Genomic DNA, 15,134 nt, shown 5'->3' with positions numbered 1-15,134 from the left:
TGCGGAGTATCCGAACATGCCAAAGATGAAGACTAAAAGTGGTGCTGCTAAGCGGTTTCTGAAAACCGCTAACGGTATCAAGCACAAGCACGCTTTCAAGAGCCACATCCTGACCAAAATGTCGACCAAGCGTAAGCGTCAACTGCGCGGTAGCAGCTTGCTGCATCCGTCTGACGTGGCAAAAGTCGAGCGCATGCTGCGCCTTCGTTAATTTTTGGATCAAGACTAGAGGAAGTAACTCATGGCTCGTGTTAAGCGTGGCGTCATGGCCCGTAAGCGTCACAAAAAAATTCTGAAACTTGCTAAAGGCTACTACGGCGCGCGTTCACGCGTATTCCGTGTTGCCAAGCAAGCGGTAATCAAGGCAGGCCAATACGCCTACCGTGACCGTCGTCAGAAAAAACGTCAGTTCCGCGCTCTGTGGATCGCTCGTATCAACGCCGGTGCACGTGTTAACGGTCTGTCCTACAGCCGTTTCATCGCTGGCCTGAAAAAGCGTCCATCGAAATCGACCGTAAGGTTCTGGCTGAACTGGCCGTGAACGAAAAAGCGGTGTTTGCTGCGATTGTCGAGAAAGCTAAAGCCACCTTGGCTTAAGTACCCCCGACAGTCACCCTGGGTTGCTCCTGTAGCCCAGGGTGGTAAACGTCATAAATAGGGGAAGAGCCTTCAAGCTCTTCCCCTATTTTGTATCTGGAGTCTGTACATGGAAAACCTGGACGCGCTCGTCGCTCAAGCTCTTGAGGCTGTGCAAAGCGCTGAAGATATCAATGCCCTGGAGCAAATCCGGGTTCACTACCTTGGCAAAAAGGGTGAATTGACTCAGGTGATGAAGACCCTGGGGAATTTGCCGGCTGAAGAGCGTCCGCAAGTCGGTGCGCTGATCAACGTCGCCAAGGAGCGCGTCACAGAGGTGCTCAATGCACGCAAGGCGACGATGGAGGAGGCCGATCTTGCGGCCAAACTCGCCGCCGAGTCCATTGACGTAACCTTGCCTGGCCGTGGCCAGGCCTCGGGCGGTCTGCACCCGATCACTCGGACTCTGGAACGTATCGAGCAGTTCTTCACCCATATCGGCTACGGCATTGCCGAAGGCCCAGAGGTCGAAGACGACTATCACAACTTCGAGGCGCTCAACATCCCAGGCCATCACCCGGCCCGGTCGATGCACGACACCTTCTATTTCAACGCCAACATGCTGTTGCGCACCCATACCTCGCCGGTACAGGTCCGCACCATGGAAGCGAACAAGCCGCCGATCCGCATCGTCTGCCCAGGCCGTGTGTATCGCAGCGACTCGGATATCACCCACTCGCCGATGTTCCACCAGGTCGAAGGCCTGCTCGTAGATCGCGATATCAATTTCGCCGACCTCAAAGGCACCATCGAAGAGTTCCTGCGGGTGTTCTTCGAGAAAGAACTGGCGGTGCGTTTCCGTCCATCGTTCTTCCCGTTCACCGAGCCTTCCGCTGAAGTCGACATGGAATGCGTGATGTGCAGCGGTAAAGGCTGCCGCGTCTGCAAGCAGACTGGTTGGCTGGAAGTCATGGGCTGCGGCATGGTTCACCCCAACGTGCTGCGCATGTCCGGGATCGACCCTGAAGAGTTCTCGGGCTTTGCCTTCGGCATGGGCGTTGAGCGTCTGGCCATGCTGCGTTACGGCGTGAACGACTTGCGTCTGTTCTTCGACAACGACTTGCGGTTCCTCGCGCAATTTCGCTAGTCGTAACGAATCATTAGGAGAGCAGGATGAAATTCAGTGAACAATGGCTGCGTGGCTGGGTAAGCCCGCAGGTAGATCGCGACGAGCTGGTAGCTCGTCTGTCGATGGCCGGTCTTGAGGTCGATAGCGTTACGCCGGCCGCCGGTGTTTTCAGTGGCGTGGTCGTGGGTGAGGTGCTGAGCACCGAGCAGCACCCGGACGCCGACAAGCTGCGTGTGTGCCAGGTCAGCAACGGCGCGCAAACGTTCCAGGTCGTGTGCGGAGCGCCCAACGTGCGCCCGGGCCTGAAGATCCCGTTTGCCATGATCGGCGCCGAACTGCCGGGCGACTTCAAGATCAAGAAGGCCAAGCTGCGCGGCGTTGAGTCCAACGGCATGCTGTGCTCCCAGGCCGAGCTGCAGGTAGGCGAAGGTAACGATGGCTTGATGGAACTGCCGGCCGATGCGCCAGTGGGTCAGGACATCCGCATTTACCTGGAACTGGAAGACGCCAGCATCGAGGTCGACCTGACCCCGAACCGTGGCGACTGCCTTTCCCTGGCCGGTCTGGCCCGTGAAGTGGGCGCGCTGTACAACGCCCCGGTTACCCGTCCAGTGGTGGCCACTGTGCCTGCCGTACATGATGAAGTGCGGCCGATTGAGGTGCTGGCGCCAAACGCCTGCCCGCGTTACCTGGGCCGCGTGATCCGCAACGTTGACCTGTCCAAGCCAACCCCGCTGTGGATGGTTGAACGCCTGCGCCGCGCCGACGTGCGTAGCATCGACGCTGCCGTCGACATCACCAACTACGTGATGCTGGAGCTGGGCCAGCCGCTGCACGCATTCGATCTCGCCGAGATCAACGGCGGCATCCGCGTGCGCATGGCTGAAGAAGGCGAGAAGCTGGTATTGCTCGACGGTCAGGAAGTGGCTCTGCGCGCCGATACTCTGGTAATTGCCGACCATTCCCGCGCTCTGGCGATTGCCGGCGTGATGGGTGGTGAGCACAGTGGTGTGTCCGCGACCACGCGCGATATCTTCCTCGAAAGCGCGTTCTTCGATCAAATCGCTATCGCTGGCAAGGCCCGTTCCTATGGCCTGCACACCGATGCATCGCACCGTTACGAGCGTGGCGTGGACTGGCAACTGGCCCGTGAAGCCATGGAGCGCGCCACTGGCCTGCTGCTGGATATCACGGGTGGCGAAGCCGGCCCTATCACTGAGACGGTCAGCGAACAGTATCTGCCGTCGGTGGCACCGATCACCCTGCGCGCCAAGAGCGTCGAGCAAATGCTCGGCCTGGTTATCGAGCCTGCTGAAATCGAGCAGCTGTTGTCGGCCCTCGGCCTCGGTATTTCTGCAGGTGGGGAAGGGCAGTGGCAGGTTGAAGTGCCAAGCCATCGCTTCGATATCAGCTTGGAAGTCGACCTGATCGAGGAGCTGGCTCGCCTGTACGGCTACAACCGGCTGCCGGTTCGTTACCCGCAAGCTCGCCTGGCACCGCAACCCAAGGCCGAGGCGCGTGCGCACCTGCCTGAGTTGCGTCGTCTGCTGGTTGCCCGTGGTTATCAGGAGGCGGTGACCTACAGCTTCATCGACCCGAGACAGTTCGAACTGTTCAACCCTGGCGTCGAGCCGCTGCTGCTGGCCAACCCGATCTCCAACGACATGGCCGCCATGCGCTCGTCGCTGTGGCCGGGTCTGGTGAAAGCGCTTTCCCATAACTTGAACCGCCAGCAAGACCGCGTGCGCATGTTTGAAAGCGGCCTGCGTTTCGTGGGGCAGCTCGATGGCTTGAAGCAAGAACCGATGCTGGCCGGTGTGGTTTGTGGCAGCCGCTTGCCTGAAGGTTGGGCACAGGGCCGCGACGCCGTGGACTTCTTCGACGTCAAGGCTGACGTGGAAGCCGTGCTGGGCTTTGCCGGTGCCTTGGATGCGTTCACCTTCGTTCCAGGCAGCCACCCGGCGTTGCATCCGGGTCAAACCGCACGTATTGAACGTGACGGTCGCCTGGTCGGCTTCGTTGGCGCTATCCATCCAGAACTGTCGAAAACCCTCGGCCTTGACCGTCCTGTCTTCGTTTTCGAGCTGGTCCTGGCTGAAGTGGCCTCGGGCAAGATGCCTAAATTCAGCGAGCTGTCGCGCTTCCCCGAAGTGCGCCGCGACCTGGCCCTGATCGCCGACCGTGAAGTCGCCGCCACTGCTGTTCTGGATGTAATCCGTGAAAATGCAGGGGAATGGCTGACAGACCTCAGGCTATTTGACGTCTATCAGGGTAAAGGCATTGATCCGCATAGAAAAAGCCTTGCAGTTGGCTTGACCTGGCAGCATCCATCGCGCACTCTTAATGACGATGAGGTGAATACCACGACACAAAATATCCTCACCTCGCTCGAACAAAGGTTGAACGCCACGTTAAGGAAGTGACGTATGGGGGCTTTGACGAAAGCTGAGATGGCGGAACGTCTGTACGAAGAGTTGGGTCTGAACAAGCGCGAGGCCAAGGAATTGGTCGAGCTGTTTTTTGAAGAAATCAGACACGCTCTGGAAGACAACGAACAGGTCAAATTGTCCGGTTTCGGCAATTTTGACCTGCGGGACAAACGCCAGCGGCCTGGCCGCAATCCAAAAACGGGAGAAGAAATCCCGATCACGGCTCGCCGTGTGGTCACCTTTCGTCCAGGGCAGAAGTTGAAGGCCCGAGTTGAGGCTTATGCTGGAACCAAGTCATAACGACGAGCTACCCGTCATCCCAGGCAAACGCTACTTCACCATCGGTGAAGTCAGCGAGCTCTGTGCGGTAAAACCGCACGTGCTGCGCTATTGGGAGCAGGAGTTTCCTCAACTCAACCCCGTCAAACGCACCGGGAACCGTCGGTATTATCAGCGCCAGGATGTGCTGATGATCCGACAGATCCGTGCGTTGCTGTACGACCAGGGGTTCACCATCAGCGGCGCGCGCCAGCGCATGTCCGGTGATGAAGCCAAAGACGACACCACCCAATACAAGCAAATGATCCGCCAGATGATCTCCGAACTCGAAGATGTGCTGATGGTTTTGAAGAAGTGATACAGGCTTTTAAAATACTTCCACATTTCAAAAGCTTGCGGTATATTCCTGATCGCTTCGTTACGAAGCAAACCCAGTAACACGCCTAGTCGGGGCGTAGCGCAGTCCGGTAGCGCACTAGCATGGGGTGCTAGGGGTCGAGTGTTCGAATCACTCCGTCCCGACCATATATTTCAATGACTTAGCCCAATCTGAAAAGGTTGGGCTTTTTCATGTCTCAAAAAATACTCCCACATTTACTCCCACGGATATCTTGGATCTCGGTAGATATGCCACTTGAGAGGCGTTCGACTCTCGTTTCCCCGGGCAGCTCGTATCAGTGCAAGAGCCTGAAGGCGCGAAGTTGTTAAAGGGTTGCCGATTTGGAGAGTCTGCGAGGCAAGCTTCGGGCGAAGGCGATAAATAGTGCGGAGCTCTCTGTTGCTGGTGAGGTGGGTCGGGCATTCGCTCAGACTCCGGTAGAGTCATCGGATATCACATGGTGCCAGCGGCGGAGTTCGTATTTTTGGCGGCATGAACTTCCTGATGATGGAAAAAAAACGAGTTATGCCCCCATTTTTTCCCCCATTCGCACCGGGTGTTGGGAGCGATCGCGAATGGCGATTTATGACAGAGACCAGGACGGATTCGGATGGCTTTGGGTGTACCTCCATCGCAGATTGGACTATTTGGCCTCGATATTCGGTTGATGAAGGCAGAGAGGGTGGCGGGTTTGAACGCTGCTTTTCAGGGTACACCTAAGATGATGTTCACTGATAGCATGTGGCCACTGACTAATCAGCGCTGATTTTCACATTCAATTTGGTGAATGCAATGGCCGATGCTACAGGGAAGTACTTAGACGTCTATCAAAGCTGGCAGCAACACCTCTTCAATTTCAACTTGGCAGTCCGGGAAACCAATACGCCAGGCTTGCGTAAGCCTCAGCTTGCCGCCCTCTACGCTTCACTGGGCCACTTAGTGATGTCTCCGGCTACGACCGCAACGATCGTGATGCCAACGGGTACCGGCAAGACTGATACCATGTTGGGTTTGCTTATCGCAGGGCGGTTGGCAAGGACATTGGTGCTAGTCCCGTCAGATGCCTTGCGCTCCCAACTTGTCGAAAAATGCCTCGGGCTGAAAAAACTTCGGGAGATCGGTGCTGTTTCTGCCACTGCACTTAACCCTGTGGTGAGAGCGATCGGCTCAGGAATGTCGGCTGAAGATGTACAACAACTTGCCGAGGCGAATGTAATTGTCGCTACCCCGCAAGCGTTGCAGCGATTCGACACAGAGGCCCTCCAAGCCTTGGCTGAGCTCTGCAGCCACCTGATCATCGATGAAACGCATCATGTGGCCGCCATGACGTGGGGCAGGGTGAAGACCGCGTTCAAAGAAAAGCCCTGCCTGCAGTTCACTGCTACGCCTTTCAGGGAGGACAACCAGCCTCTTGAAGGCAAAATTATCTACAACTACCCGTTGAAGGATGCGCAGATCGATGGCTACTTCAAGTCGATCGAATTTCACCCAGTGCGCGAATACAACCTCGAGTTGGCTGACCAAGTGGTTGCTGATAAGGCGGTAGAGTTGTTGCGAGGCGATCGAGAGCAAGGCTTTAACCACCTACTGATGGTACGTGCACGATCGCAAAAACGTGCTGAAGCCCTGTTTGAACTCTACAAAAAGCATGAAGACCTCTCACCCATTCTCATCCACAGCAAGGTGCCGAATCGGGTCAAGCTGCTGGGTGAAATTGTCGAGAAGAAATACAAGATCATCGTCTGCGTGGACATGCTGGGCGAAGGCTTCGACCTGCCAGAGCTGAAAATCGCGGCTATTCACGATCAGCATCGCAGCCCGGCAGTCACGCTACAGTTCATCGGTCGGCTAACCCGGGTTGATGACACGCTAGGCGACGCCAAATTCGTCTCAAACATTGCCAACCAGAAAGTCGATTACCAGATGGCAGTGCTTTACAAGGAAAGTGCCGACTGGAGCGCTGTGATTCGAGACGTGAGCCAAGACAAGATCGCCCGCGAAATCGAAAAGGAGACGTTCACCGAACAGTTCCCGGATGATGCCGACTCCGAGGACATCTTCGGGTTGAACCCCAACCCCAAGATCAGTGCGGTCGCCTACCATGTGGAGCGCGACCAGTGGCGGCCAGAGAAGGCCAATCACTTCTCCCAGAAGAAAGAACCACTGCAGTTCCTTTCCATCAACGACGCTTCAGACACCATTATCATGGTCACGCGACGAGATACTCCGGTCGGATGGGCTCAGACCTCGACGATCGTGGACACCAACTGGATTTTGTACCTGGCTTACTACCATTCGCCCGACAAGACGCTCTTCATTCACTCCTCTGGTGATGAGTCGCAAGCGACGCGTTTTTTGAGTTTGATTGCAAAGGATGCCAGGCGAATCAACGGTGAGCCTACCTTCCGAACCCTGCACGACATCAAGCTCATGAAGCTACAGAACGTGGGGTTGTCCAGGACACGCAAGGATCTGAGATTCACGATGCACGTCGGGCGGGACATCAATACCGTCATCAGTGAAATCGAGAACGGCACGGCGAAAAAGTCCAACATCTTCGCAACGGGCTATGAAGATGGACAGCGCACTACCGTTGGCTGTTCTCACAAGGGGAAGATCTGGGAGATGAACTCTTCCAGCATCATTTACTGGATTGAGTGGTGCAAGCGCGCCTCGCAGAAACTCAATGACGCCACGATCAACCCCTCTGAAGTGCTCAAGGATGTGATTCGCTCGGAGAAGATCGAGGGGGCCTGGCCAACGGGACTCTTCTATTCTGATTGGCCTGAGTCCATTGCGATCGAAAACGAGCAGAAAATTTCGCTGGCGTTCAATGGTGAGATTTTCAACCTGCTTGATGTCGAGCTTGGGAAACCTCAGCGGACTGACGATCTGACACTAGAAGTGCCCGTCATCGCCATAGCAGCAGATGGCACGGAGCGTCAGCTGCCTGACATCACAGTACGGTTGCTGAAGGATAGCTACAAATTCTCCTGCCTTGAGGTCAAGATCATTTTTGCCGAAGAGAGCTCGTTCGAACAGTACCTGGATGCGAATCCTTTGGTGCTGCTAGCCGTGGACGGTTCGATGGTCGAGGGCAATTATCGGTTTTACACACCCAATAGCTTGGGCTTGAAGCTTCCGATAGCGCTGATTGAGGCTTGGGACTGGGAGACCACCCAGATCCACAGCGAGTCCATGAGGGCAACTCGTAACATGGACACCGTCCAAGGGTTCACCTACAGCCGAATCGAGGACGACTATGCATTCATTTTCAACGATGATGGCGCAGGTGAGATTGCGGATTTGGTGGCAATCAAAGAGAGCAAGGACGCAATCTTTGTCGACCTTTACCACTGCAAGTATTGCCCCCAAAAAGATGGCGAGGCTCGACCTGGCGCTCGTGTGAGCGATGTCTACGAGGTCTGCGGCCAGGCATCACGATCGGTGAAGTGGCTGCACACCGAGGAAAAATTCTTCAATCGATTGATGGGTCGGTACCAGCAATCGCTGCCGAAAGGGTTCGACAGAATCCTCAAGGGTGACCCAATAGATTTGGAGCTGCTTCGCAACAAGTGCCACGACCACGAGATGATTTTCAGATTCGTGATCGTACAGCCTGCCATTTCAGCGGCGAAAATCTCCGCTGATCAGCTTGCTGTCCTCGGCACCAGTTACTCCTACATTAAGAACGTATCTGGTTCAGATGTCCGGGTCGTAACCAGTGCATAACAGAAAGGGGGGCACCGTATTGCCTCCGGCTTCTTGGCCAGGTGAATCTGGAGATAGGGCGGGAAGGTATTCATTGATCAAAGAATTTTGAGGCCTCGGAAGTGGGGCAGGAGCAAGGATGGCCCAGTCAAAGAGAATCAAAGTAATGCTGTCCAGTCGTTGTAACGATCGCTTTCCCACGGACAGCGATCAAACGCTCAGCAATATCCGAGAGCAACTCAAACGTGAGATAGAGGGCACGAAGCTATTTGGCAAACAGGTATTTGAAGTTTGGATTAACGAAGATGCACCTCCTGCGGACGGAATGCAGGACAGCTGGGATGCCTGTTTGCAAGCCGTGAGGGATTGCGATGTGCTACTGGTGCTGTCCAACGGCAATGCCGGCTGGGCCAGTGGTGACGGCGACATTGGTATTTGCCATGCGGAGTACATGGAGGGACTAGCCACTACTCGGGGGAAGGTGCGCTTCATCGCTATGCCAAATATCCCAGCAGGCGATGGCCAGGTAGCTGAGACAGCACGTAATCAGCGCTTCCAGGCCTTTATTGCACAACAGACACCCTTCAGGGGTGGAATGGTTTCAACTGTTGAGCAATTGCGTAGCCGCGTCCAGGAAGCGCTTCTCGATGCGTTGGTCGTTCTGACCCAGCGTGGTGTAACCGCTGCGGCTTCGAGCCGTTTCGATATGGGCCAGGCGCTGGATTGGACACGGATGGACTTCCGTCAGCGCAAACGAGCGATGGAAGCGGTGTTACTGCAGGCGCTCAATGGTGGCAAAGTCCCTGCTAGCGAAGCGTTCGCCATTGTTCCAATTGCTGGAGTGAATGTCGTTGTGTTTGTCCATGCAATCCCGGCTGCGTTCACGGTTGCTGCTGCGCGTGAGCTGGTGGGTAAGCCTTTTCTGCGTGACCATGAGCATGCTGATCTGTTGAAAGGTGCGGAAGGACCGTTGCATTTAATCGCCTGTCACCGTGGAGCGACAGAGACTCAGGCCACTGCGTTGTTAGGATTTCCTGATGCTACGGTTGTCAGCGGTTCCTTCGGTATTTTTGTCGCTGATGATGTACAGAAAGTACAGTTTGCCTTCCTGGCCAACTGTCGCGATGCGTCGCAAACGCGCCATGCGCTCCAGCGTTTTAGGGAATGGTTGGATCAAACAGGTGAAGCGCAAATTCTGGCCAAGAGAGCCGCTTCACGCGCCAAGATTGTCAAAGTTATTGCCGCCGAACTTGAAGGGAGATAACAGGGATGTCAAAAGCACTTTTTACTGTGGGGCCCGTGTTGTCCTTCCGAGGCGTCAGCAAAACCGGGCAGTGGCAGGTGACCGCGTTAGTCGGAGTTGTAGCTGGCGCCGCATTTCCTGTTCTTTCTGTTGACGGCCAGGCTTGTCCGACGCCGAAGGTTTTGCTGGAGCGTCCGAAAGAAACCATCCTTCGTTACGACCTGAGCTGTGATCAGCAGGCGCAGGAGCGAACAGTAAAGTTTGGTGTAGGGCAGGAAGGGCCGCAATGGCAGTTCTCCATTCCCGGTCGAGACTATGCCCCAAGAATGGCCTACGTCTCTTGCAATGGCTTTTCGGACCCTAGTGGGATGCGCAAATTGGTGCGCCCTGAAAACGCCGTATGGGCTGACCTGATCAGCAATCATGACAGTGACTTGCGTGCTGCAGGTTACGTGCTGGACAAGGAACAGCTTTGGCACGAAGGACGAATTCATGACAAGGGCTTGAAGCGGTTCCAATTGCTGCTGATGGGGGGCGACCAAATTTACTTTGACTCGATTTGGGAGGATGTGAAGTCCCTCAAGAAATGGGTCGGACTGTCGCGCAAGGAGCAATTGGCGTTCAAGGTAAGCGCGGCGTTGGAGAAAGAGATCGAGTCCTACTATTTCGGGCTCTATGCCAATCGTTGGCTGCCGGATACGCGGCGTGACTGGGGGCACCCCAAGCCGAATCTTGATGCAGCTGATGCGATGGCGAGAATCCCTACAGTGATGATGTGGGACGACCATGACATCTTCGACGGTTGGGGGTCCTACAGTCCGGCTATGCAGCACTGCGAGTTGTTCCAGGTGCTGATGCGTCATGCGCGCAAGGCTTTCTGGGTGTTTCAGTTGCAGCATGCCCTTGATGATTTGCCGCCATTGCAATTGCTCCAACGTGCAAACGTTTCCCAGCAGGACCCACAGTATGAGCCGGTGCAATGGAGTGCTCGATTAAATGGAGATCGATTGGCCTTGCCGCTCTTGGATGGTCAGCCGGGCTTTAGTTTCGGCTATCACTTGGGGCCGGTATCGTTGTTTGTTGCTGATCTGCGCACTGAGCGTTCACGTACCCAAGTACTGGGGGCCGATACCTGGACTGCTATGCAGGCTTGGCTCAACACGCTCCGTGACGGTAAGCCTGCTCATCCGGGAAGCAAATGTCAGCACTTAATCTTCATGTCCTCGGTTCCGGTCGCGCACCCCAAATTGTCGCTGGCTGAAGGGTTGCTCGATACGTTTGGGCAGGATCATGTGCTCGACAGTAATGCTGATGACCTTAAGGATCATTGGTCGCACGGGGATCACGAGGGGGAGCGTAAGCGACTCCTGGAGTCGCTGACTCGTATTGCTGAGCAGAGAATGCTGCGGGTATCGATTGCTTCTGGGGACGTGCATGTCGCGGCCTGGGGCAGTTGCTACCGAAGGGATATTCCGCCAACGTCGAACTGGGCGCAGATTCAGCAATTTACTTCGTCAGGTGTGGTGCATCCGTCGTTGATTGGAGTGGCCGAACGGCTTTTTCTTCAATTGCTGAACCATACCGCCAGCAAGGTCCAATCCATCGATGTGCAGCACTGTGTCGAGATGATGTTGTTCCCCGGTTTTAATCGGTATGTGATGCCGGCTCGGAACTGGTTGGCGTTTGAGTTGGACATGGGGGGCGAGACGGGATGCAAGCTGTGGGCGACTTGGCGTTGTGAAACTGAGGCAGGTTTTTCCAACCATCTGCAAGCGGTGCATCCGGCTCAGAAATAGTGGTTCTAGGATAGGTGCTTTCAAGGGGTATGATTTGGAAGGCAGCGTAGAAATTGTATGTGATGGCTGTGTGGGGGATATCTTTCTTCGGCAACGTATTCGTGATCAATGCGATATGGCCAAGTGTTCGGTCTGTGAGCGTGTGCGGCCCTGCATAGCCATTGAGATTTTAGCGGATGATATTGCAGAGATTCTTTACAATTTCTACGGGACTGATCCGGTCATCAGAACTTGCGGTGCTGGGGATCTGGGACGCTACATTCGCGCCGGCAATCCCTTGGCGCTCATCGTCGCGGAAATGCTTGAGTGCGACGATAATGAAGGCTCCGTCACTGCTGCCATTGTCGAGTTGCTCACTGTTTGCTCTGACTATTACTTGAAACGAGGCGGTGAACCACGTTTTGAGGCCGATGCGCTGTACATGCGGCGCAGTATCCGACCGACAGAAGTCGAGGAAAAATGGCAAGAATTCAAAAGTGGTGTGATGCACCGCAGCCGTTTCTTTAACGATCACGGTAAAGCGTTCCTCGATTGGTTGTTTAAAGGTATTCATCACCTCAAAGACGAAAACAGCCAGGAGGTGGTGCGATTGTTTGAAGTAGAAGATGGTTGGGAACTATATCGAGGGCGCTACTGCCCACCGACATCGGATCCTAAAAACATTCTTGTCTCCCCGGAAACTGAACTAGCGGCCCCTCCCAAGGAAAAAGCGCGCGCAGGACGAATGAATCCTGTTGGTGTGCCTGTGTTTTATGGCGCATTTGATCGCGACACGTGCATCGCCGAGCTGCGCCCCTCGGTGGGCGGTATGGTGCTAACGGGGGCGTTTCAGTTGTTACGGGATGCCCGGGTGCTCGATTTTGGTGTGTTGGAGAACATATTCGATTCTCAGCCTATGAGTTGTTTTGATCCGGCTTATCGAGCGAGTATGGAACGAAGGCAGTTTCTACGCACCTTGCACAGCAAAATCAGTTCGCCAGTCACGCCTGATCAAGAGCAGGAATATCTACTGACCCAAGTGATTGCAGAGTACCTTTCCACGCAGGTTGATCCGCCTATTGATGGGGTGATGTTTGCCTCTGTTCAGCACCAGGATGGAATCAACATTGCTCTGTTTTCACGTGTGCTCGCCAGCATTCCTTATCAGGAGAGAATCGAGGACGACCCCATCATCGGCAATGGGCCTTTCCCGTCTGGGCTTGTGTACATTCCCGATACACTGGAGGCTCACAAAATCGGCTGTGTTACCTTTGAGGTCGAGCCGCTAGTTATCAACGGCGATACCGTCATCAGAGATTGGCGTTACGAGCAAGACCCCTATGGTGAATGGGACTATTGAACAGCTATTTGTTTATCACCGATGCATAGGCAGCCCAGTCAATTGCTGGGACCGTGCCCAGTGATTGGAGTCGAGAGAGCAGGCGGAATAAGAAGTAGATGAGTGCACCCTCGGACCCTACGACTTTCAAGCAGTCGCCGAAACTGTCGAACGCTCCATTCTCCAAGGCACACCCACAGTCCAACCGCTCCATTTCCTCTGTAGGAAGATGTTTTAGGAAGTGTTCTCCTAATCCATCCGTCCAGCTCGACTTGGGGGCGACGATGCCGGCTATGATTGGAAATAGCGGTTTTGGCTCATAGGTTCCCCCTGCATGCGCGATGGGGACAGAGGTGCGATGCAGCTTACGTACTGAAGCGGCCTTGTTTCCTGCGTACTCAAAGTAGCTTTTATCGAAATGTGGCTTCGATTCAAAGACGGCATATACAGCTTCAACTGGGATATACCGGTGATTTTGCTGGTCAAGCAGGGTAGGGGTGAAGTGACGGTCGAAGATGACGATATCGATCTGATCACTTCGGTTGCCCAGGCTATCTATCACCAAGCCTGTTGCCACTTCGTAACGATTAGGTAGGTACGCCCGGAAGACATCGATCCAATGATCTTCGACCACCGTACCGTGGGTTCCGGCGTGTGAAATGGATTGAGCTGCACGCTTCAGCTTTAGCGCTAATTCCGCCTGAACGTCCACGAAGGAATCTTTCATCCACGCTGTGTCGGCGATGCGGTCTTTTTTGGTTGCCATATTTCCCTCACTTGCGATGCACTTCTCGAAAGTTGTCTTGTGGCGATTAGATGATGTGATCCTGAAATGCTGGTGTTGGGATCATCCGCTGCGCCACCAATATTGCCCGCTTCGCATCAACGGCCTGGGTTGGATAAGCTTCCAAGACTATGGACGGTATCAGGCGTTGAGTCAGATCAGAGAATGTGAAACCAGGGACATTGCCTTCTTGAGGTCCTGTCGCGATGACCAACGCTTCAATGGCTGTTCCTGATATTCCCAGTGAATTGAGTCGGCTTGTCATGATGTGCCGACGTTGCTCGTCATTTGGACGACCAAAAGACAACACCTCGGCGGCGCGCCGCCGTACTGCCGGATCTAAGGCATTCAGGCGGTTGGTGCACATGATTACCGCCGCTGGAAGCTGGGCGTTTGCGATCCGGTCGATACCCCGAATGAAGGCATTCACGCCAGCGCGATCCTCATGGTGCATCTGAGCGCTCTCACGGGATTGAGCCAGCGCATCTGCTTCGTCCACAAGCAAAATGACCGCTCCGCGTGAACGGCCGTTTGATGACTTGAGCTTTTTTGCCTCTTCGATGGTGTAGTCAAAGGCCGCTGAAAGGAGTTGGGTCATTTCACCGACTCGTCCTTGCCCCCGGGTAGAAAGGCTCAACGGAAACAGGGTGATCCCAATGTTTTCTTGCCGAGCAACCGCATCACCAATAGTTTCCGCAAGCTCGGTCTTCCCAGAACCAACGTCACCGGCTAGGACGACGAGGGGAGGGCGGCGCAGTACGGTATCTAGCAGGGCCTCAGAGCCAGGGTGGAATTTCTTCGCCCAATCGGTGAGGCCCGACGAGTTGACTAGGAGGCCAAGGATTTTAGCCAGGCGCTGCTTCTGCTCATCCAGACCCACGAGCCTTGCCAGTCGCCCCTGCGGCTCAAAATCTGGATAGTTCACTCGGTACTCGAACAGTTCATCCAAGGTAGGTTTGGTACTCATTAGAAGCTCCTTACTGTCGAGCGATTGAGGGAACGGCCACCTGATGAGTAGGAGCGGTCGTCAACGAGATAGCCGCTAACACCAGGTGCAGATGCCGTGCCGCGAGAGAATGGTCGCTCACTTTCCAGGGCGTCCCTTTCGCTTTGTGATGCGAGATTCCAAGCAGCGCTATAAGTCAGGTAACTGTAGAAACTAGCACCTGAAACATCCGCCCCTGGGCGAATGCGGCCAGGGGAATCATCGGTTCCTGTACCCGAAAGCTCGGATGCTGAGTAGTTGAGAGTGGGTTCGATCCAATTCTCTCCACGCTTGAATCCGAAGGTTACTGTGCCAAGAAAGCCCGACTTCAACAGCAGAGCCACTTCCTGTTCGTACTCAAGAATATGCTGACTGCTCGGCGCCCCATAAAGGCGCTGGAGTCGCATGAGATCCGCAGCGACCTTCGCTGCCATATGCTTGGCATGAGTTAGGGTAAATGTTTGGGTCTCCGCGACCGTATAGCTGTAAGACGACATATTGCTAC

12 protein-coding genes, 1 tRNA gene and 1 pseudogene are annotated in these 15,134 nt (G+C 54.9%); 11 read left to right on the top strand and 3 right to left on the bottom strand.

Annotated elements, in window-relative coordinates; all coding sequences use genetic code 11:
* The first annotated feature begins 16 nt into the window (after positions 1 to 16).
* From rpmI to AB3G88_RS18175, 11 genes and pseudogenes are all read left to right on the top strand, one after another.
* Positions 17 to 211 (top strand): 50S ribosomal protein L35, encoded by a 195-nt coding sequence (gene rpmI / locus AB3G88_RS18225; protein ID WP_002553160.1) that lies wholly within the window; start codon positions 17 to 19, stop codon positions 209 to 211.
* 30 nt (positions 212 to 241) lie between these two features.
* Positions 242 to 597 (top strand): annotated as a pseudogene (rplT, locus tag AB3G88_RS18220) (50S ribosomal protein L20).
* A 109-nt stretch (positions 598 to 706) separates the two neighbouring features.
* Positions 707 to 1,723 (top strand): phenylalanine--tRNA ligase subunit alpha, encoded by a 1,017-nt coding sequence (gene pheS, locus AB3G88_RS18215; RefSeq protein WP_017737822.1) that lies wholly within the window; start codon positions 707 to 709, stop codon positions 1,721 to 1,723.
* A 26-nt stretch (positions 1,724 to 1,749) separates the two neighbouring features.
* On the top strand, positions 1,750 to 4,128 hold the full coding sequence (pheT, locus tag AB3G88_RS18210) for a phenylalanine--tRNA ligase subunit beta (protein ID WP_112196232.1): 2,379 nt from the start codon (positions 1,750 to 1,752) through the stop codon (positions 4,126 to 4,128).
* Between the two features lie 3 nt (positions 4,129 to 4,131).
* Positions 4,132 to 4,434 (top strand): integration host factor subunit alpha, encoded by a 303-nt coding sequence (gene ihfA, locus AB3G88_RS18205; protein WP_002553164.1) that lies wholly within the window; start codon positions 4,132 to 4,134, stop codon positions 4,432 to 4,434.
* A complete protein-coding gene (locus tag AB3G88_RS18200; protein WP_191959858.1) occupies positions 4,415 to 4,771 on the top strand; it encodes a MerR family transcriptional regulator in 357 nt (118 codons plus the stop codon). Before ihfA ends, AB3G88_RS18200 begins: the two co-directional genes overlap by 20 nt.
* 90 nt (positions 4,772 to 4,861) lie before the next feature.
* A tRNA-Pro gene (locus AB3G88_RS18195) sits at positions 4,862 to 4,938 on the top strand.
* A gap of 646 nt (positions 4,939 to 5,584) precedes the next feature.
* A complete protein-coding gene (locus tag AB3G88_RS18190) occupies positions 5,585 to 8,524 on the top strand; it encodes a DEAD/DEAH box helicase (protein ID WP_153474671.1) in 2,940 nt (979 codons plus the stop codon).
* A 118-nt stretch (positions 8,525 to 8,642) separates the two neighbouring features.
* Complete coding sequence (locus tag AB3G88_RS18185; RefSeq protein WP_057006133.1) at positions 8,643 to 9,767, top strand: DUF4062 domain-containing protein; 1,125 nt, start codon at positions 8,643 to 8,645, stop codon at positions 9,765 to 9,767.
* Between the two features lie 5 nt (positions 9,768 to 9,772).
* Positions 9,773 to 11,542, top strand: coding sequence for an alkaline phosphatase D family protein (locus AB3G88_RS18180; protein ID WP_480451047.1), 1,770 nt, complete (start codon positions 9,773 to 9,775; stop codon positions 11,540 to 11,542).
* A 34-nt stretch (positions 11,543 to 11,576) separates the two neighbouring features.
* Positions 11,577 to 12,881, top strand: a complete 1,305-nt coding sequence (locus AB3G88_RS18175; RefSeq protein WP_480451045.1) for an RES family NAD+ phosphorylase — start codon at positions 11,577 to 11,579, stop codon at positions 12,879 to 12,881.
* A gap of 4 nt (positions 12,882 to 12,885) precedes the next feature.
* Here AB3G88_RS18175 and AB3G88_RS18170 read toward each other — a convergent pair whose 3' ends face one another.
* From AB3G88_RS18170 to AB3G88_RS18160, 3 genes are read right to left on the bottom strand one after another with little or no spacing between them, the layout of a single operon-like run.
* The gene (locus tag AB3G88_RS18170) at positions 12,886 to 13,626 is read right to left on the bottom strand and encodes a DUF6602 domain-containing protein (protein WP_480451043.1); all 741 of its coding nucleotides are present in this window, start codon (positions 13,624 to 13,626) and stop codon (positions 12,886 to 12,888) included.
* A 46-nt stretch (positions 13,627 to 13,672) separates the two neighbouring features.
* Positions 13,673 to 14,611 carry an AAA family ATPase gene (locus tag AB3G88_RS18165; RefSeq protein ID WP_480451041.1) on the bottom strand — a complete coding sequence of 313 codons (939 nt, stop codon included), beginning with the start codon at positions 14,609 to 14,611 and terminating at the stop codon, positions 13,673 to 13,675.
* Positions 14,611 to 15,126: an HORMA-1 domain-containing protein gene (locus tag AB3G88_RS18160; protein WP_480451038.1), complete on the bottom strand. Its 516-nt coding sequence runs from the start codon at positions 15,124 to 15,126 to the stop codon at positions 14,611 to 14,613. The genes AB3G88_RS18165 and AB3G88_RS18160 overlap by 1 nt, the downstream gene beginning before the upstream one ends.
* Positions 15,127 to 15,134 lie beyond the last annotated feature (8 nt).

This window comes from Pseudomonas arvensis, from assembly GCF_056688935.1.
The sequence above is the reverse complement of the archived record's forward strand: the minus strand, read 5'-3'. Positions and strand labels throughout refer to the sequence as shown.